At 65.8% G+C, this 17,310-nt stretch carries 14 protein-coding genes; all 14 read left to right on the top strand.

The window, feature by feature from the left end; all coding sequences use genetic code 11:
• The first annotated feature begins 62 nt into the window (after window positions 1-62).
• The 14 genes from ACK6C6_RS15800 (at window position 63) to ACK6C6_RS15735 (ending at window position 17,301) form a co-directional block, all read left to right on the top strand.
• The gene (locus ACK6C6_RS15800) at window positions 63-2,021 is read left to right on the top strand and encodes an ATP-binding cassette domain-containing protein (RefSeq protein WP_409268087.1); all 1,959 of its coding nucleotides are present in this window, start codon (window positions 63-65) and stop codon (window positions 2,019-2,021) included.
• A gap of 54 nt (window positions 2,022-2,075) precedes the next feature.
• The gene (locus ACK6C6_RS15795; RefSeq protein WP_209588246.1) at window positions 2,076-2,804 is read left to right on the top strand and encodes a CAAX prenyl protease-related protein; all 729 of its coding nucleotides are present in this window, start codon (window positions 2,076-2,078) and stop codon (window positions 2,802-2,804) included.
• Between the two features lie 55 nt (window positions 2,805-2,859).
• Window positions 2,860-4,089 carry an XrtB/PEP-CTERM-associated polysaccharide biosynthesis outer membrane protein EpsL gene (epsL, locus tag ACK6C6_RS15790; RefSeq protein WP_409268086.1) on the top strand — a complete coding sequence of 410 codons (1,230 nt, stop codon included), beginning with the start codon at window positions 2,860-2,862 and terminating at the stop codon, window positions 4,087-4,089.
• 26 nt (window positions 4,090-4,115) lie between these two features.
• Complete coding sequence (locus tag ACK6C6_RS15785) at window positions 4,116-5,498, top strand: undecaprenyl-phosphate glucose phosphotransferase (protein ID WP_292037829.1); 1,383 nt, start codon at window positions 4,116-4,118, stop codon at window positions 5,496-5,498.
• Between the two features lie 285 nt (window positions 5,499-5,783).
• Window positions 5,784-6,899 (top strand): GDP-mannose 4,6-dehydratase, encoded by a 1,116-nt coding sequence (gene gmd, locus ACK6C6_RS15780; RefSeq protein ID WP_209588248.1) that lies wholly within the window; start codon window positions 5,784-5,786, stop codon window positions 6,897-6,899.
• Window positions 6,900-6,901: 2 nt separating this feature from the next.
• Window positions 6,902-7,939 (top strand): GDP-L-fucose synthase, encoded by a 1,038-nt coding sequence (locus tag ACK6C6_RS15775; RefSeq protein ID WP_292037833.1) that lies wholly within the window; start codon window positions 6,902-6,904, stop codon window positions 7,937-7,939.
• A gap of 169 nt (window positions 7,940-8,108) precedes the next feature.
• Window positions 8,109-9,158, top strand: a complete 1,050-nt coding sequence (locus tag ACK6C6_RS15770) for an EpsD family peptidyl-prolyl cis-trans isomerase (RefSeq protein WP_209588249.1) — start codon at window positions 8,109-8,111, stop codon at window positions 9,156-9,158.
• Window positions 9,159-9,197: 39 nt separating this feature from the next.
• Complete coding sequence (gene epsE / locus ACK6C6_RS15765; RefSeq protein ID WP_027864765.1) at window positions 9,198-9,986, top strand: polysaccharide export protein EpsE; 789 nt, start codon at window positions 9,198-9,200, stop codon at window positions 9,984-9,986.
• A gap of 202 nt (window positions 9,987-10,188) precedes the next feature.
• A complete protein-coding gene (epsF, locus tag ACK6C6_RS15760; protein ID WP_036216231.1) occupies window positions 10,189-11,595 on the top strand; it encodes a chain length determinant protein EpsF in 1,407 nt (468 codons plus the stop codon).
• 48 nt (window positions 11,596-11,643) lie between these two features.
• Window positions 11,644-12,543, top strand: coding sequence for a chain length determinant protein tyrosine kinase EpsG (epsG, locus tag ACK6C6_RS15755; protein WP_229413036.1), 900 nt, complete (start codon window positions 11,644-11,646; stop codon window positions 12,541-12,543).
• A gap of 1 nt (window position 12,544) precedes the next feature.
• Entirely contained in the window at window positions 12,545-13,540 is a 996-nt protein-coding gene (xrtB, locus tag ACK6C6_RS15750; protein ID WP_409268084.1) for an exosortase B, read from the top strand.
• On the top strand, window positions 13,537-14,289 hold the full coding sequence (gene epsI, locus ACK6C6_RS15745) for an exosortase-associated protein EpsI, B-type (RefSeq protein ID WP_027864761.1): 753 nt from the start codon (window positions 13,537-13,539) through the stop codon (window positions 14,287-14,289). The genes xrtB and epsI overlap by 4 nt, the downstream gene beginning before the upstream one ends.
• A 25-nt stretch (window positions 14,290-14,314) precedes the next feature.
• Window positions 14,315-15,778: an O-antigen ligase family protein gene (locus ACK6C6_RS15740; RefSeq protein WP_409268083.1), complete on the top strand. Its 1,464-nt coding sequence runs from the start codon at window positions 14,315-14,317 to the stop codon at window positions 15,776-15,778.
• Entirely contained in the window at window positions 15,778-17,301 is a 1,524-nt protein-coding gene (locus ACK6C6_RS15735) for an oligosaccharide flippase family protein (RefSeq protein ID WP_409268082.1), read from the top strand. Before ACK6C6_RS15740 ends, ACK6C6_RS15735 begins: the two co-directional genes overlap by 1 nt.
• The last annotated feature ends 9 nt before the right edge of the window (window positions 17,302-17,310 follow it).

The following is a 17,310-nucleotide window of genomic DNA, read 5'->3' as shown; positions in this document are numbered from 1 at the left end:
AATGGCGTCTTCTTTCAACATTTTGCGCCCGCCGCCTTGCGCGTCGGGCAGGTTCACGGATCATGGCTGTCATTTCCCTCACTCAAGCGCAACTGGCCTTCGGCCACGTCGCACTGCTCGACCACGCTGACTTTTCCCTGGAGACCGGCGAGCGCGTCGGCCTGATCGGCCGCAACGGCACCGGCAAATCCTCGCTGCTGAAGATCATCTCCGGCCGCTCCAGGCTCGACGACGGCCTGCTGGTCATGCAGCAGGGCGTCAAGATCGCCTACGTCGAGCAGGAACCCGTGTTCGATCCGGAAGCGAGCGTATTCGATGCGGTGGCCGCCGGCATGGGCGACCAGCAGGCCATGCTGGCCGAGTACGAGTCGCTCACCGGGCAGTTCGGCGGCGACAACGACGATGCCTTGATGGAGCGCATGCACGAGATCCAGCTCAAGCTCGACGCCGTCGACGGCTGGAACCTGGCGCACAAGGTCGACACCACCCTCGATCGCCTGGGCCTGAACCGTGAAGCGAAGATGGGCACGCTGTCGGGCGGCATGCAGAAGCGCGTGGCCCTGGCTGTGGCGCTGGTCTCCGCACCCGACGTGCTGCTGCTGGACGAGCCGACCAACCACCTCGACTTCACCTCGATCAAGTGGCTGGAGGGCCTGCTGCGTGAGTTCCGCGGTTCGGTGCTGTTCATTACCCACGACCGCAGCTTCCTCGACAACGTCGCCACCCGCATCATCGAGCTCGACCGTGGCCGCCTGCTCTCGTTCCCGGGCAACTTCTCCACCTACCAGGAGCGCAAGCGCGAGCTGCTTGCCAACGAGGAAGTCGAGAACGCCAAATTCGACAAGTTCCTGGCCCAGGAAGAAGTCTGGATCCGCAAGGGCGTGCAGGCCCGCCGTACCCGCGACGAAGGCCGGGTGCGCCGCCTGGAAGCGCTGCGCCTGCAGCGCGCCGCGCGCCGCGAGCAGCAGGGCACGGTGCGCCTCGACGTCGGCGCCGGCGAGCGCTCGGGCAAGATCGTTGCCGAGCTGGAAAACATCTCCAAGTCGTACGGCGAGAAAGTCATCGTCAGCAACTTCACCGGCACGATCCTGCGCGGCGACAAGGTGGGGCTGATCGGGCCCAACGGCGCCGGCAAGACCACGCTGCTGAAGATCATCCTGGGCGACGAGACCCCCGACAGCGGCTCGGCCAAGCTGGGGACCAAGCTGAACGTCGCCTATTTCGACCAGATGCGCGCCCAGCTCAACGACGAGGCAAGCCTGGCCGACACCATCTCGCCGGGTAGCGATTGGGTCGAGATCAACGGCCAGAAGAAGCACGTGATGACCTATCTCAGCGACTTCCTGTTCGCACCGGAACGCGCCCGCTCGCCGGTGAAGTCGCTCTCGGGCGGCGAGCGCAACCGCCTGCTGCTGGCGCGCCTGTTCGCCAAGCCGGCCAACTGCCTGGTGCTGGACGAACCGACCAACGACCTCGACATCGAAACCCTCGAGCTGCTCGAGGAATTGCTCGAGGAATACACGGGCACCGTGTTCCTGGTCAGCCACGACCGTACCTTCCTCGACAACGTCGTGACCCAGGTGATCGTTGCTGAAGGGAATGGACTGTGGCGCGAATACGTCGGTGGCTACACCGATTGGGAACGCGCGCGCGCCAACGAACCCGCAGCTGCAACGAAGCCCGCCGCCACTCCTGCAAAGAGCGCTGCGGCCGCTCCGGCAACCCCGGTAGACTCGGCAGCCAAAGCTGGTGAAATGTCATCTACCGCACAGAGCGGGTCTGGTAAAAAGGTAAAGTTGAGCTACAAGGAGCAGCGCGAACTGGAAGAACTTCCCCAGCTGATCGCGACTCTTGAAGATGAGCAGTCGGCGATCACGGCCCAGCTGAATTCGCCCGACTTCTACAAGCAGAATCCCGGCGACGCGCGCCGCCTGAGCGAGCGCCACGCCGAGATCGACGAGCTGCTGCTCGACGCCCTCGAACGCTGGGAGCGCATCGAAGCCCGCGCAAGGGGCGAGTAGCGTAACAAACGGGGCAGGCCAGGCGCCTGCACAGACCAGGAGTAACATCCGGACATGACCGAGCACAACGAATCCCGTACCGCTCCATCCGCAGCCTCCGCGTTATCGGTCGACGCACCCCTCTTCAGCCGCGCCGCCTGGGCGCGGATCCTGCCTTTCGGCGCCTACATCTTCTTCATCATCCTCGGCGACATGCTCGAGCGCACCGGCCTGTCGCGCGCCGAGCTGCGCTGGCTCTACCCGGTGCAGATCGGCGTCGTGGCCGTCCTGCTGGCGGTGTTCTGGCGCCGCTACCACGAACTGCGCGCGCCGCTGCCCGGCGCGGCCCAGCTGCTGGTCTCGGTGCTCGCCGGTATCGTGGTGCTGGTGCTCTGGATCAACCTCGACGCCCCGTGGATGACGGTGGGGTCGAGCCCCGGCTACGACCCGCGCAGCAACGGCGAGCTCGACTGGCTCCTGATCGTCATCCGCATCGCCGGCGCCGCCCTGGTCGTGCCCGTCATGGAAGAATTGTTCTGGCGCTCCTTCGTCATGCGCTGGGTCGACGCCGCCGACTTCGAAGCCCTGGAGCCCGCACGGGTCGGCATCAAGGGTTTCCTGGTATCGGTCGTCCTGTTCGGTTTCGAACACAACCTGTGGCTGGCCGGCATCGTCGCCGGTGTGGCCTATAGCCTCCTTTACATGCGTCATCGCAACCTGTGGTCCGCGGTGATCGCCCACGCTGTCACCAACGGCCTGCTCGGCGCCTGGGTGGTCGCGACCGGCAGCTGGGCCTTCTGGTAATCCGCAGGCGAAGCTTCACCACCCCAAGCGCAATGAATCAGAAAAGACAAACAACATGATGCCTTTACGCCACCCATCCCTCCGCCCGATCGCCTTGTTCATCGGTGCGATGTTCATGTTCCCGGCCCACCAGGCGGCCGCCCAGCAGCAGCAAGAGCCGGAAGAGGGCTTGAAGCTCTACGGCGGCATCGGCTGGGGCTACGACGACAACCTGCTGCGCGTGCCCGACAACCGGCCCGCCTTCCAGGGCAAGCGCAGCGACCGCTGGCGCCAGGCCGAGGCCGGCGTCATCTACAACAAGCGCATCAGCCGCCAGCGGGTGGCGGTGGTAGCCAAGGCCTCGAAGGTCGACTTCGACTTCTTCAAGCAGCTCGACTACGACGGCCGCGACCTGCAGGCAACCTGGTTCTGGGAACTGGGCAACAAGTTCGAAGGGCAGGCCGGCACCCTGTACGACCGCTCGTTGTCCTCGTATACCGACTTCTTCAGCGACGAGCGCAACGTGCGCGAGCGCCGCCGCAAGTGGGTCGACGCCGGCTGGAAGATGCACCCGAGCTGGAAGCTGCGCACCGGCTTCACCCATGAGCGCTATGAATACGAGCTGGTGCGCCAGCGCTGGAACAACCGCACCGAGAAAGCCTCCGAGGTCGAGCTGCTGTACCGTCCGAAGAGCGGCAGCTCGGTGGGCCTGGTGGCGCGCCGCCTCAAGGGCGAGTACCCGTTCCGGCGCCCGACCACGACCGGCGTGCTGAACGACGACTTCACCCAGGACGAACTGAAAGTGCGCGTCAACTGGTACGCCACCGGTTCGACCACGCTGCAGGCGCTGGCCGGCTACGTGCGGCGCGAGCAGCCTTCGTTCGGCGAGGGCACGACGAAGGGCTTCAACGGCCGCGTGAACGCCTATTACCAGCCGCGCGGCAAGGTGACCTACAACGCCTCGCTGTGGCGCGAATTCGCCCCGATCGAGAGCACCATCGTCAGCTACACCCTGAACCGCGGCGCCAGCATCGGCGCCACCTGGCAGGCCACCGGCAAGATCAAGGTCGACGCCAACGCCGCCTACGAACAGCGCGCCTACAACCCGCGCTCGGTGGCGGCCGCAGGCCTCTCCGACCTGGACGACTCGCTAAAGACGGCCAGCCTGCGCGCCACCTGGCAGGTCAAGCGCAAGATCGCGGTCTCGGCCGGCTGGCAGCACCAGTCGCGCAGCGGTTCGCAGACGCTCAACCTGGGCAAATTCGACGCCAACACCGTGATGGTGAACGCGAACGTGCTGTTCTGAAGCACTGCGGTATCTCGAAGCAGCTTATGACGGTAAACGACATCCCGATCATCTCGTTTTTCCAGCGCGTGCTCGATCCCCTGATCATCATGGGGACCCTGTACCTGGCCACGCTGTATTACCAGGAGCCGTTTTCCGGGTATTCGCTGGTGCTGATGATCCTGGCGTTCTTCATCTCGTCCTCGGTCTACCAGCACGTCGATCCCTACCGTACCTGGCGCAGCGGCCGCATGCTGGCCTATGCGCGCGACACCGTGTTCGGCTGGTGCCTGACCATCGCGGTGCTGTACTTCCTGGGTTCGGCCAGCGGCCTGAAGTACTTCTACGACGAGCGCGTGCTGCTGGCCTGGTTCATCGCCACGCCGGTGACGATCCTGGCCAGCCACCTGGCGGTGCGCAAGGCTACCGGCAGCCGCGACCGCAAGCGCGAAGTGCGTTCGATCGTGGTGGTCGGCATCAACGACGTCGGCATCAAGTTCGCCAAGGTGTGCGAGCGCCACCCCAACCTGTTCATGGAAGTCTGCGGCTTCTTCGAAGACCGCAACGATGAGCGCCGTCCGAGCGAAATCGGGCATCCGGTGCTCGGCGGCATGGCCGACGTCTGCGCCTACGTGCGCCAGCACAACATCAAGATGATTTTCATCAGCCAGCCGATCTCGGCCCAGCCGCGCATCCGCAAGCTGATCGACGAGCTGAAGGACACCACCGCCTCGGTCTACTTCCTGCCGGACGTCTACGTGTTCGACCTGATGCAGGCCAGGTTCGACACCGTCGGCGGCATGCCCGTCATCGCGATCAGCGAGACCCCCTTCATGGGCTGGAACAGCGTGATCAAGCGCGGCAGCGACATCGTGATCGGCAGCATCATCCTGGTGCTGCTGGCGCCCCTGATGCTGGTGACCGCCATTGCCGTCAAGCTCAGTTCGCCCGGCCCCATCATCTTCCGCCAGCGCCGCTACGGCCTGTATGGCGAGGAGATCTTCGTCTACAAGTTCCGCTCGATGACCGTCACCGAGGATGGCCCGAACGTGGTGCAGGCCTCGAGGAACGACCAGCGCGTCACGAAGGTCGGCGGCTTCCTGCGCCGCACCTCGCTCGACGAGCTGCCGCAGTTCATCAATGTGCTGCAGGGGCGCATGAGCCTGGTCGGGCCGCGCCCGCACGCGGTCGCCCACAACGAGCAGTACCGCAAGCTGATCAAGGGCTACATGCTGCGCCACAAGGTGCGCCCGGGGATCACCGGCTGGGCCCAGGTGAACGGCCTGCGTGGCGAGACCGCCACGCTCGACAAGATGGAAGCACGCATCCAGTACGACCTCGATTACCTGCGCAACTGGTCGCTGTGGCTGGACCTCTGGATCATCGTCAAGACGGTGAAAGTCGTGCTGACCCGCGAGAACGCCCACTGAATACGCACACTGAGCGCGTATTGAACCCGGCGTTGCGGCGGGTATCGAATAGGATGATGGGTAAAACGAGGTCGGCGCGAAATGTAATTAAATGCTCGCAATATGTAGTTATTTACCAGTGAAAACACTTTAAATTCAAGTTGGCAATAATTCGCTTAAGGTCAACTTAAAAGCCGCGCGCACGATTGGTATCTTGCTTGCACGACCACACGAGCTGCGTAAAATCGTTGATGAGTTTGCAACTGTCGGGGCTGGTGTTTGCCTAGTTCCGCAAGGGAAAACGATATGAAGAAAGCACTGATTACCGGCGTCACCGGTCAGGATGGTTCCTACCTGGCGGAGCTGCTGCTCGAGAAGGGCTACGAGGTCCACGGCATCAAGCGCCGCGCCTCCCTGTTCAACACCGGGCGCATCGACCACATCTACCAGGACCCGCACGCCGACAATCCGCGCTTCTTCCTCCACTACGGCGACCTCACCGATACCTCCAACCTGACCCGCATCCTGCAGCAGGTACAGCCCGACGAGGTCTACAACCTGGGCGCGATGAGCCACGTGGCGGTGTCCTTCGAGTCGCCCGAGTACACCGCCGACGTCGACGGCATCGGCACCCTGCGCCTGCTGGAGGCGATCCGCTTCCTCGGGCTGGAAAAGAAAACCCGCTTCTACCAGGCCTCGACTTCCGAGCTGTACGGTCTGGTGCAGGAGACCCCGCAGCGCGAGAGCACGCCTTTCTATCCGCGCAGCCCGTATGCCGTGGCCAAGCTGTATGCCTACTGGATCACCGTGAACTACCGCGAGGCCTACGGCATGTACGCCTGCAACGGCATCCTGTTCAACCACGAATCGCCGCGCCGCGGCGAGACCTTCGTCACCCGCAAGATCACCCGCGCCCTGGCCAACATCGCCCAGGGCCTCGAGCCCCAGCTCTTCCTCGGCAACCTCGACGCGCTGCGCGACTGGGGCCATGCCCGCGACTACGTCCACATGCAGTGGCTGATGCTGCAGCAGGACAAGCCCGAAGACTTCGTGATCGCCACCGGGCGCCAGTATGCGGTGCGCGATTTCGTCGAGATCGCCGCACGCGAGCTGGGCATCGAGATCGCATGGCAGGGGCAGGGCGTCGAGGAGCGCGGCCTGGTGGCGTCCGTCCGCGGCGAGAAGGCGCCCGGCGTGGCGGTGGGCCAGCCGATCGTGGCGGTGGACCCGCAATATTTCCGGCCGACCGAGGTCGAGACCCTGCTGGGCGACCCGAGCCGTGCGCGCGAGCGCCTCGGCTGGGAACCGACAACCAGTTTCGAAGCGATGGTGCAGGAGATGGTGGCGCACGACCTAGACACGGCGCGCCGTCACAAGCTGCTCGCATCGCATGGCTACAACGTTGCACTTTCACTGGAGTAAGCGTGTCGAATAATCAGCCTCGTATCTATGTCGCCGGCCATCGTGGCCTGGTCGGCTCCGCCATCGTGCGCGCCCTGCGCGCGCAGGGACACACCGACATCGTCACCCGTACCCATGCCGAACTGGAACTCACCGACCAGGCACAGGTACGCGAATTCTTCCGTACCGAACACATCGACCAGGTCTACCTGGCCGCGGCCAAGGTGGGCGGCATCCATGCCAACAATACCTATCCGGCGGAATTTATCTACGACAACATGATGGTGCAGGCCAATGTCGTGCATGAAGCATGGCGCGCCGGCGTCCAGAAGCTGCTGTTCCTCGGTTCCTCCTGCATCTATCCGCGCCTGGCGGCCCAGCCGATCCGCGAGGAATACCTGATGAACGGCATCCTCGAGCCGACCAACGAACCCTATGCCATGGCCAAGATCGCCGGCATCAAGCTGTGCGAGAGCTACAACCGCCAGTACGGCACCGACTACCGCAGCGTGATGCCGACCAACCTGTACGGTCCCGGCGACAACTATCACCCGGAGAACAGCCACGTGATCCCGGCCCTGCTGCGCCGCTTCCACGAAGCGCGCGAAAGCAATGCGCCGGAAGTGGTGATCTGGGGCAGCGGCAAGCCGATGCGCGAGTTCCTGTACGTGGACGACATGGCCGCTGCCAGCGTCTACGTGATGAACCTGCCGATTGACGTGTATGCGGCCAACACCGACCCCATGCATTCGCACATCAACGTCGGCACCGGTCAGGACGTCACGATCGCCGAGCTGGCGCGGCTGGTGGGCGAGACCGTCGGCTACCGCGGCCGCATCGTGTTCGATGCCGGCAAGCCGGACGGTACGCCGCGCAAGCTGCTCGACGTGTCCAAGCTGGCCGCGCTCGGCTGGCGCGCCAGCACGCCGCTACACGAAGGCCTGCGCCGTGCCTACGAGGCTTTTGTGGCCGAGCAGGAAGCGGAAGAGGCCGGCCCGCAGGACGTGCCCGCGCAATTGCTGGGACGCCCGGCCGGCAGCGCGGCGCGGGCGCTGGCATGAAGCGCGGGACATGTCGCGGTAGCAGTTTGTTAATTGACGAACAGAGGGCGAATCGTGTGGAACCCAGAATGGATGAGTCCTGAATCTGCTCCGTGATGCGGGGCAGGTCACGAATAACAAAAGGAACACGCGGCGGGCTCGCCCGCTAACCAACGTCGAGGAAACTATCTTGAAAACCTTCCATTTGGCAGCCAAACCAACTTCCTTCCCAAGCCCCAGGCGCCTGCTGTCCGCGGCGGCGCTGGTGTTGTGCGCGACGACCCTGGCCGCTTGCAGCAAGGATGAAGCACCCAAGGAGTCGAAGCCGGGCCAGGCCCTGGCCAGCGTCAACGGCGAAGAGATCACCGTCTTGCAGCTGAACGAGGAACTGCAGCGCCTGGGCGTCGGCGCACAGCAGCAGCAGGTGGCCGGCAAGCAGGTCCTGCAGGCCCTGATCGACCGCGAACTGCTGGAAAGCGAGGCTGCCAAGGAAAAGCTCGACCGTGATCCGAAGGTGATGCAGGCCATCGAACGGGCGCGTTCGCTGATCATCGCCCAGGCCTACATGCAGAAGCGCCTGGGCGAACCGCAGCGTCCGTCGCAGGCCGAAGTGGAGGACTACTTCAACAAGAACCCGCAGTTCTTCAGCAACCGCAAGCAGTTCGCCATGAACGAGCTGATCCTCGCGGCCAGCGACCTGACCCCGGAAGTGCGCGCCGCGGCCGACAGCGCCAAGTCGCTGGAAGAAGTGGCCGTGTTCCTCGACGCGCGCAACATCAAGTACGGCCGCGCCCAGGTCACGCGCAGCACCGCCGACCTGAACGCGCAGCTGTCCGCCAAGCTGCTGTCGATGCAGAAGGGCCAGCTGTTCGCGGTCAAGGAAGGCGACCGCGCCATGCTGATCTCGATCGCCGAAGTGCGCGACGCGCCCGTCACGCTGGCCGTCGCCGCCCCGCAGATCACCCAGTACCTGACGAACAAGAAGAACAAGGAGCTGGCCGCCGCCGAGATCCAGCGCCTGCGCGGCACCGCCAAGATCGCTTACCTGAACAAGGAATACGAGCCGAGCCCGAACGCCCCGGCGGGCGGCGCACCGGCCGCGGCGCCGGCTGCGGGCGACCCGGCCGCGACCGCGGTGGCGACGGCGCCGGCCGGCCAGTCCTCGGTGGCGCCGCCGCCGGAAAGCGGCCCCACCACCGACAAGTCCGCGCTCGAACGCGGCGTCGCCGGACTGAAGTAATCGAACTCATCGACCCAAAAACAAATAGAAGGAGCAATCATGAAACGATTCGTCAAGTGGATGATGGCCACCGCGCTCGTCCTGAGCATGGGTGTCGCCGCTGCCGCCGAAGTCCTGCTGGGACCGGGCGACGTGGTCAAGCTGTCGGTCTACGGCAGCCCCGACCTCTCGCTCGAAACCCGCGTCAGCGAAAGCGGCAACATTACCTTCCCGCTGCTGGGCCAGGTTGCGGTGGGCGGCCTGTCGGTGGCCGCGGCCGAGAAGAAGATCGGCGACATGCTGGAGAAGGGCGGCTACCTCAAGAAGGCCCAGGTCAACATGCTGGTGACCACCCTGGCCAGCCAGCAGGTGTCGGTGCTGGGCTATGTGAACCGCCCGGGCCGCTACGCGGTGGAGGGGCGCCGCAAGGTGCTCGACCTGCTGGCCATGGCCGGCGGCATCCACGGCGACGGCGGCGACATCATCAACCTGGTGCGCACCCGCGACGGCAACACCACGCGCGAGACCATCGACGTGGTCGACATGGTCCGCAAGGGCGAGCTGAACAAGGACTACGAAGTGGCCGGCGGCGACATCATCTATGTCGAGCGCGCCCCGCGTGCCTACGTCACCGGCGAAGTCCAGCGCCCGGGACCGTTCCGCCTCGAGCGCGGCATGACGGTGCAGCAGGCCGTCTCGGCCGGCGGTGGCCTGAGCATGCGTGGCAGCAATAACGGCATGAAAGTCACCCGCAAGGATGCCAGCGGCAACCCGGTGACGATTGATGTCAAGGCACATGATCCAGTCCAGGTTGACGATGTCATCGTTGTCCGCGAGTCCTGGTTCTGAGACTTTGCTTGAACGTAGGGTGGGCGGGTCCTCCCGCCCACGCGGTGATAGTCGGATGATAAACAGCCGCGCAGGCTGCAAGAGCGTAATTTGAACGCGTGGGCGGGGAACCCGCCCACCCTACAGATCACGGTCCGTGTCATCGAATGAATGAAGTGTTTGTCCACCCCGCTGTCAAGGCATCTGATGCAAAGGTAAGGCCATGAACGTTCATCAATTCCTGCTGATCCTGCTTGCCAGGAAGAAGATCATCCTGGGAACCCTGCTGGTCACCGTCCTGCTCGCGCTGGGCTGGAGCCTGATCCAGCAGAAGACCTACAAGGCAACCGCATCCGTGCTCTTGAACTACAAGGGCGTGGACCCGGTGAGCGGGCTCACCATGCCCGGCAACCTGATGCCGGGCTATATGGCGACCCAGATGGACATCATCACCAGCAAGAACGTGGCCCTGCGCGTGGTCGATTCGCTGCGCCTCGCATCGAGCCCGGCCGTGCAGGCGCAGTGGCGCGAAGCCAGCGAAGGCAAGGGCTCGGTGCGCGACTGGCTGGCCGACCTGCTGCTGAAGAAACTCGAGATCATGCCCTCGCGCGAATCGAGCGTGGTCGAGATCAGCTTCAAGGGCGCCGACCCGGCCTTCGCCGCCGCCGTCGCGAATGCCTTCGCCGACGAATACCAGAAGATCAGCGTCCAGCTCAAGACCGAGCCGGCCAAGAAAGCCTCGTCCTACTTCAACGAACAGACCAAGCAGCTGCGCGACAACCTGGAAGCCGCGCAGGCGCGCCTGTCGAAATACCAGCAGGAGAAGGGCATCGTCAGCCTCGACAACAACCGGGTGGACGTCGAGCTGTCGCGCCTGAGCGACCTGTCGGCCCAGCTGGTCGCGGCCCAGACCCAGGCCATGGAAGCCAGCTCGCGCGAACGCATGGCCACCGGTGTCGGCTCGCCCGACGTCGCCAACAACGCCCTGGTGCAGAGCCTGCGCGTGAGCCTGGCGAGCGGCGAAGCCAAGCTGGCCGAAGCCGCATCGCGCTACGGCCGCAACCACCCGGCCTACCAGTCGGCCCAGGCCGAGGTGAGCAAGATGCGCGCCGAACTGAACGCCGCCCTGGGCAGCGTGTCGAAGAGCGTGGGCGCCAATGCCCAGGTCTACCGCCAGCGCGAGGCCGAGCTGCGCGCCGAACTGGCCGCCCAGAAGACCCGCGTGCTCGAGCTGAACCGCACCCGCGACGAACTCGGCGTGCTGCTGAAAGACCTCGACAGCGCCCAGCGCGCCTTCGACGCCGCCAGCAACCGCTTCTCGCAGACCCGCATCGAGGCCCAGGCCGAGCAGTCCGACATCTCGATCCTGAACCCGGCGGTGCCGCCGACCGAACCCGCCGGTCCGCGCGTGCTGCTCAACACCCTGGTATCGATCCTGCTGGGCACCATCCTCGGCGTCGGCCTGGCCCTGCTGCTGGAACTGATCAACCGTCCGGTCCGGTCGACCGGCGACGTCAAGGACATGCTGGGCATCCCGGTGCTCGGCACCATCGAATGGCGCATGAAGCGCCCGCGCAGCGGCGGTATCCGTGCGCTGATGACCCCGCGCCGCCTGCTGCGCTTGAACTGAGGCGCGCGGCGCTCGCGCATCCGAACCAGAAAAGAATAGGACACGACCATGAATTCATCCGTGCTATCCGCATTGCCGACCGGTGCACCCCACGAGGGCGCACTGCACAACGGGGCTCAGGCCGATTCGAGCATGGGCGCATTGCTGCTCGATTCCGGCAAGCTCACCCCCGAGAGTGCCGAGCGTGTCCTGCGCATGCAGAAAGACCTCGGGATCCGCTTCGGCGAAGCCGCGGTGCGCCTGGGCCTGGTGAGCGAGGAAGACATCCAGCAGGTGCTGGCGCGCCAGTTCTCCTATCCCTACCTGCAGAAGGGGCAGGCCAACCTGTCGCCCAAGCTGGTTGCCGCCTACGACCCGTTCTCGCCCCAGGTCGAGGCCCTGCGCGCGATTCGCAGCCAGCTGATGCTGCGCTGGTTCGCCCGCGGCCGGCGCGCCCTGGCGATCGCTGGCGTGACGCCGGAAGACGGTTCCAGCCTGTTCGCGGCCAACCTGGCGGTGGTGTTCTCCCAGCTGGGCGAGCAGACCCTGCTGGTGGACGCCAACCTGCGCAGCCCGCGCCAGCAGGAGATGTTCGGCGTCAAGCCGCGCCAGGGCCTGTCCGACCTGCTGGCCGGCCGCGCCGACCTCGACGTGATCCAGCGCGTTCCCGCTTTCGTCGACCTATCCCTGATGCCGGCCGGCACGCTGCCGCCGAACCCGCAGGAATTGCTGGCGCGCGAAGGCTTCCGCAACCTCAACACCCAGCTCGAGTCGCGCTACGACGTGGTGCTGTACGACCTGCCGCCGTTTGCCAGCGGGGCCGATGCGCTGGCGGTGGCCGGCCGCGCCGGCGGCGTGCTGCTGGTGGCCTGCAAGCACCGCACCCGTATCGCCAATATCAGCCGCATGGCCGAGCAGATGGCCGAATCCGGCGCGGAAGTGGTCGGCTCGGTGGTGGTGGAGTTCTGAGATGGCGACGGCGGTACCAGATCACGCAAGGGCGCAGGCGGAACTGCCGCCTCCGACCCTGGCCGGGACCCTCGATGGCCTGAAGGGCTCCGTCTCCGAATGGTGGCCGGTGTATGCCGGCCTGGCGATCCTGTTCGGCCCCACTTTCTACAGCCTGTTCACCGGCGCCTGGATCAGCGAAGAGCAGGGCCACGGGCCGATCATCTTCTTCCTGGCGCTCTGGCTCATCTGGCGCAAATGGCCCGAAGTCATGGCCGCGGTCGGTCCCAAGGTGGGGAACACTGCGGAGGGCAGCTGGACCGGCTGGCCGGTGCTGGCGATCGGCCTGATGTTCCACCTGCTGGGCCGCTCGCAGAAGATCCTGATGTTCGAGGTGGCCTCGATCGTGGTGGTGATGGCGGCCCTGGTGCTGCTCAAGTTCGGCAGCCGGGCGCTGCGCACCCTGTGGTTCCCGTTCTTCTTCATGCTGTTCCTGATCCCGCTGCCGAGCGAGCTGGTGGCGGCGGTAACGATGCCGATGAAGATGGCGGTGTCCTGGGTGACCGAGCACATCCTGTTCGCGCTGGGCTACCCGATCTCGCGCTCGGGCGTGGTGCTGCAGATGGGCCAGTACCAGTTGCTGGTGGCCGATGCCTGCGCCGGCCTGCAGACCCTCTTGACGCTGGAAGCGCTCGGCCTGTTCTACCTGAACCTGATGCGCCACCCCTCGGCCTTCCGCAACATCACGCTGGCGATCCTGATCGTCCCGATCTCGTTCACGGCCAACGTGATCCGCGTGATCGCGCTGACCCTGATCACCTATTACTTCGGCGACGCCGCCGGCCAGGGCTTCCTGCACGGCTTCGCCGGCATGGTGCTGTTCGTGACCGCGCTGCTGCTGATCCTGGCGGTCGACAACGGCCTGCAATGGTGGATCAAGCGCCGCGGCAATCGCGGCGGCGGCCCGGGCGCGGGCGGCGGCCGCCGCATGCCCGGCACTCTGAAGGAGGCAACATGAACCGCCGTTTCGCCATCAGCCTGGTGCTGGGCCTGGCCATGGCCGGCACTTCGGCCCTGACCGGGGCGCTCACCCCGAAGCCGCGGGTGCTGCAGCCGCATGAGCAGTTCAGCTTGGAACAGATGATCCCGCAGCGCTTTGCCGACTGGCGCATCGACCCTTCGGTGGTGCCGCTCGCGCCCGATCCGGAGCAGCAGAGCATGCTGGAAAAGATCTACGACCAGACCCTGTCGCGCACCTACATCAACAGCCAGGGACAGCGCGTGATGCTGTCGATCGCCTACGGCGGCGACCAGAGCAAGGCGCTGCAACTGCACCTGCCCGAGGTCTGCTACGTGGCACAGGGCTTCCAGATGCAGAAGGACGCCGAGGACAGCCTGACGACCCGCTTCGGCGAGCTGCCGGTCAAGCGCCTGGTGGCGCGCCTGCACGAGCGCAACGAGCCGATCACCTACTGGATCACGATCGGCGAGCACGCCTCGCGCGCCGGCATCCAGCAGAAGCTGCACCGCCTGGCCTACGGCCTGTCGGGCGAGATTCCGGACGGCATGCTGGTGCGCGTCTCGACCATCCAGTCCAACGAGACCCAGGCCTACGGGGTGCAGGACCGCTTCGTCGCCGAGATGCTGGGCGTCATGGCGCCGCGCGACCGTACGCGCCTGCTGGGCTCCGGCTTGGCAGGTGCACCGGAAGCGGCGCCGGAGGCGGCCGCCGCGGCGCCTGCGGCGCATGGCCCGGCGCATGGCTGAGACAGGGAGAAGGTAACAAGCGCCGATGAACACGATCCTCCCATACATTTATTACTCGCTGCCGTGGGCCTTCATCATCGGCCTGTCGATCGCAGCCGTCGCGGGGATCGGCATCGGCATCGCATGGCCGCGCTTCCTGGTCTACCCCTACCTGGCGGTCTACTTCTGCATGAACTCCACCAGCTACGGGAACATGGCGATCTTCGCCACCCGCAGCATCTACAGCCGCGGCTCCGGCCTGCTGCTGTTCGGCCTGGTGCTGTGGTACGTGCTGGGCGCCTGGGCCTGCGCGCGGGTGGCCGCCACCTTCCAGCGCTACCCGACCCCGGCCTGCAACCTGCGGCCCTGGTTCTGGGCCTGGTTCGTGCTGCTGCTCGGCCACCTCGCCGTGGGCCTGATGAACGGCGTCACGGTGGCCGAGGCGCTGACCCCGCAGGGCTTCTCGAACATCGTCTGGATGGCGCCGCTGATCTCGCTGATGCTGCTGTCCTTCCGCACCCGCGAGCACCTGATCGAGCTGACCCATTTCATCCTGATCGTGGGCCTGTGCCGCTCACTGTTCGGCCTGGTGCGCTGGGCCGCCTTCGGGGGCGACCCGAACAACGTGTACGCCAACCTGAACGCGATCAAGATCCGCCTGACCTTCTTCGACATCAACGACAGCCTGGTGTGCACCATCGCGTTCGCGATCGCCGCCGTCCACCTGTTCCAGACCGTCAAGACGGACCGCCCGAAGTTCTGGCGCAGCATCGAGTGGATGACATTGATTTCCACCGCGCTGTGCATCCTGCTGTCCTACCGCCGCAGCGCCTGGATCGGCTTCATGCTGGCCTTCCTGGTGATCATGATGCGCTTCCCGCTCAAGCGCCGCATGCAGCTGATGACGGCCGGACTGCCGGTGGTCGGGGCCGCGCTCACCTACGTCGCGGTGCAGCGCCTGTCGCAGACCAAGGGGGCGGGCACCGGCCTGTCCAGCCTGGTCTACGACATGCAGTCCAAGCGCTTCGGTCCCGAGAGCGAGCGGGTGCTGGAACTGAAGTTCGCGCTGGGCGACTTCCTGGCCAACCCGATCACCGGCATCGGCACCTGGGGCAGGTACACCGGCTACCAGTACATCTCGTGGCAGCAGAACCCGGACGGCGGCCTGTTCCTGCATAGCGGGGTGCTGCACATCGCGCTCAAGAGCGGCCTGATCGGCACCGTGCTGCTGTTCGGCACCCTGATCACCTTCGTGCTGTTCGCGCGCCGCGCACTCAAGCAACTGCCGCCGGAACTGCTCGGCCTGGCCACCGCCGGGGTGGCGGGGCTCGCCTTCATGATTCCCGATTTCCTGATCGGCACGCCGTTCCCGCAGGTGCGCACCAGCCAGATGCTGGCCGTCTGCATTGCCCTGCCTTACCTGGCGATGGCGGTGGCCAAGGCGGCGCCGGTGGCCAGGCCCGCAATGAAACCCTTCACGCCGCCGCGTCCCCACCTGGTGCCCGCCTGATGAACCTGCGCCTCGCCCGTAACGCCTGGTCGAACCTGCTCGGCGCGGCCATCCCCGCGCTGGTCATGCTCGGCACCGTACCGCTGGTCGTCAAGGGACTGGGCGACGCCGGCTACGGCCTGTATTCGCTGGTCACGGCCATCGTCGGCTATTTCGCGGTCATCGACATCAACGTCACCGCCGGTTCGGTCAAGTACATCGCCGAGCACAATGCGCGCAAGGACGACGAGCGCATCTTCGAGACCGTCTCCTTCGGCCTGGCCACCTACACCGGCATCGGCCTGCTGGGCGCGCTCGGCCTGTTCTTCAGCGCCGGCTGGCTGGTGGAAAGCGTGTTCGCGGTGCCGCAGCGCCTCGTTCCCGAAGCAGTCGCCACGCTGCAGTTGGCGGCGCTGGGCTTCCTGGCCGGGCAGCTGCAGAGCTACCTGAACAGCGTGCCGCAATCGCTGATGCGCTACGACATCTCGGCGCGCCTGGAAATGGTATTCGGCACCCTGGTGCCCCTGGCCACCGTCGGCGTGCTGCTGCTCGGCTACGGCCTGTTCGAGGTCATCCTGCTGCGCGTCGCCGCCAGTACCCTGCATTGCGCGATCCTGTGGGGCGCGATCCGGCGCCTGCTGCCCGGCCTGCGCTGGCGCTGGCCGGGAGCGCAATTCCGCAATGCGCTGCTGGGCTTCTCGGCCTATTCCTTCCTGTCTCGCTTCGCCACGCTGTCGTATGCGCATGCCGACAAGCTGATCATCGGCGCCCTGGTGGGCGTCACCGGGCTGGCCTATTTCACGGTGGCGGCCACGCTCGCCAATCGCGTGCTGAGCCTGACCTTCCGCCTGTCCGGCGTGTTCTTCCCGGCGGCCAGCGCGCTGGCGGCCAGCGGCGAATATGCGCGCTTGGACCGCGTCTACCTGAAGGCGACCCGCTACGTGGTCTTCCTGAACGCCGCGATCCTGGTGCTGGTGGCCGTGTTCGCGCACCAGATCCTCGGCTACTGGATGAACGAGGACTTTGCCCGTGCCGGTGCGCTGGTGCTGGCCGTGATGGCGCTGTCGCAGTTCGTCGATTCGCTCACCAGCCTGCCGTCGTTGGTCAACGACGGCATGGGCCACCCGCGCGTGTCCGGCCTGTTCGCGGTCACCCGCGCGCTGGCCGGCCTGGCCATCGTCTACACCGGCGTGGCAGGGTGGGGCATCGACGGCGCCGCCTGGGGCCACCTGGTGGCGTCGGTAGTGTTCACCAGCATCTTCCTGGTCTATGTCCATGGCCGCACGGTGCCGACCACCCTCGGGCGCCTGCTGGGCCAGGGCTATGCGCCGGGCCTGTTCGGCGTCGCCCTGGTGGCGGTCGCCGCTACCGCGGCCGAGCAGTTGTTCGACCGCGGGGCCTGGGATTTCGTGTTCATTCTCGGCGTGACCGTGCTGCTGCTGGGCGTACACGGTGCGCTGTTCGTCGTCGAGCGCGACGACCGGATGATGGCGTGGTCGCGCCTGAAGTCGGGCTGGTCGCGCTGGCAGGCGAAAGGAGCCTAGATTTGCGGA

Origin of the sequence: Massilia sp. BHUDP2 (assembly GCF_046236355.1) — a bacterium.
GTDB lineage: Bacteria > Pseudomonadota > Gammaproteobacteria > Burkholderiales > Burkholderiaceae_D > Telluria > Telluria varians.
The sequence above is the reverse complement of the archived record's forward strand: the minus strand, read 5'-3'. Positions and strand labels throughout refer to the sequence as shown.

Excerpts from the sequence above, each read along its gene's own strand:
- ACK6C6_RS15800 (WP_409268087.1), top strand. The coding sequence starts at position 63 with ATGGCTGTCATTTCCCTCACTCAAGCGCAACTGGCCTTCGGCCACGTC.
- ACK6C6_RS15795 (WP_209588246.1), top strand. The coding sequence starts at position 2,076 with ATGACCGAGCACAACGAATCCCGTACCGCTCCATCCGCAGCCTCCGCG.
- epsL (WP_409268086.1), top strand. The coding sequence starts at position 2,860 with ATGATGCCTTTACGCCACCCATCCCTCCGCCCGATCGCCTTGTTCATC.
- ACK6C6_RS15785 (WP_292037829.1), top strand. The coding sequence starts at position 4,116 with ATGACGGTAAACGACATCCCGATCATCTCGTTTTTCCAGCGCGTGCTC.
- gmd (WP_209588248.1), top strand. The coding sequence starts at position 5,784 with ATGAAGAAAGCACTGATTACCGGCGTCACCGGTCAGGATGGTTCCTAC.
- epsE (WP_027864765.1), top strand. The coding sequence starts at position 9,198 with ATGAAACGATTCGTCAAGTGGATGATGGCCACCGCGCTCGTCCTGAGC.
- epsF (WP_036216231.1), top strand. The coding sequence starts at position 10,189 with ATGAACGTTCATCAATTCCTGCTGATCCTGCTTGCCAGGAAGAAGATC.
- epsG (WP_229413036.1), top strand. The coding sequence starts at position 11,644 with ATGAATTCATCCGTGCTATCCGCATTGCCGACCGGTGCACCCCACGAG.
- xrtB (WP_409268084.1), top strand. The coding sequence starts at position 12,545 with ATGGCGACGGCGGTACCAGATCACGCAAGGGCGCAGGCGGAACTGCCG.
- epsI (WP_027864761.1), top strand. The coding sequence starts at position 13,537 with ATGAACCGCCGTTTCGCCATCAGCCTGGTGCTGGGCCTGGCCATGGCC.
- ACK6C6_RS15740 (WP_409268083.1), top strand. The coding sequence starts at position 14,315 with ATGAACACGATCCTCCCATACATTTATTACTCGCTGCCGTGGGCCTTC.
- ACK6C6_RS15735 (WP_409268082.1), top strand. The coding sequence starts at position 15,778 with ATGAACCTGCGCCTCGCCCGTAACGCCTGGTCGAACCTGCTCGGCGCG.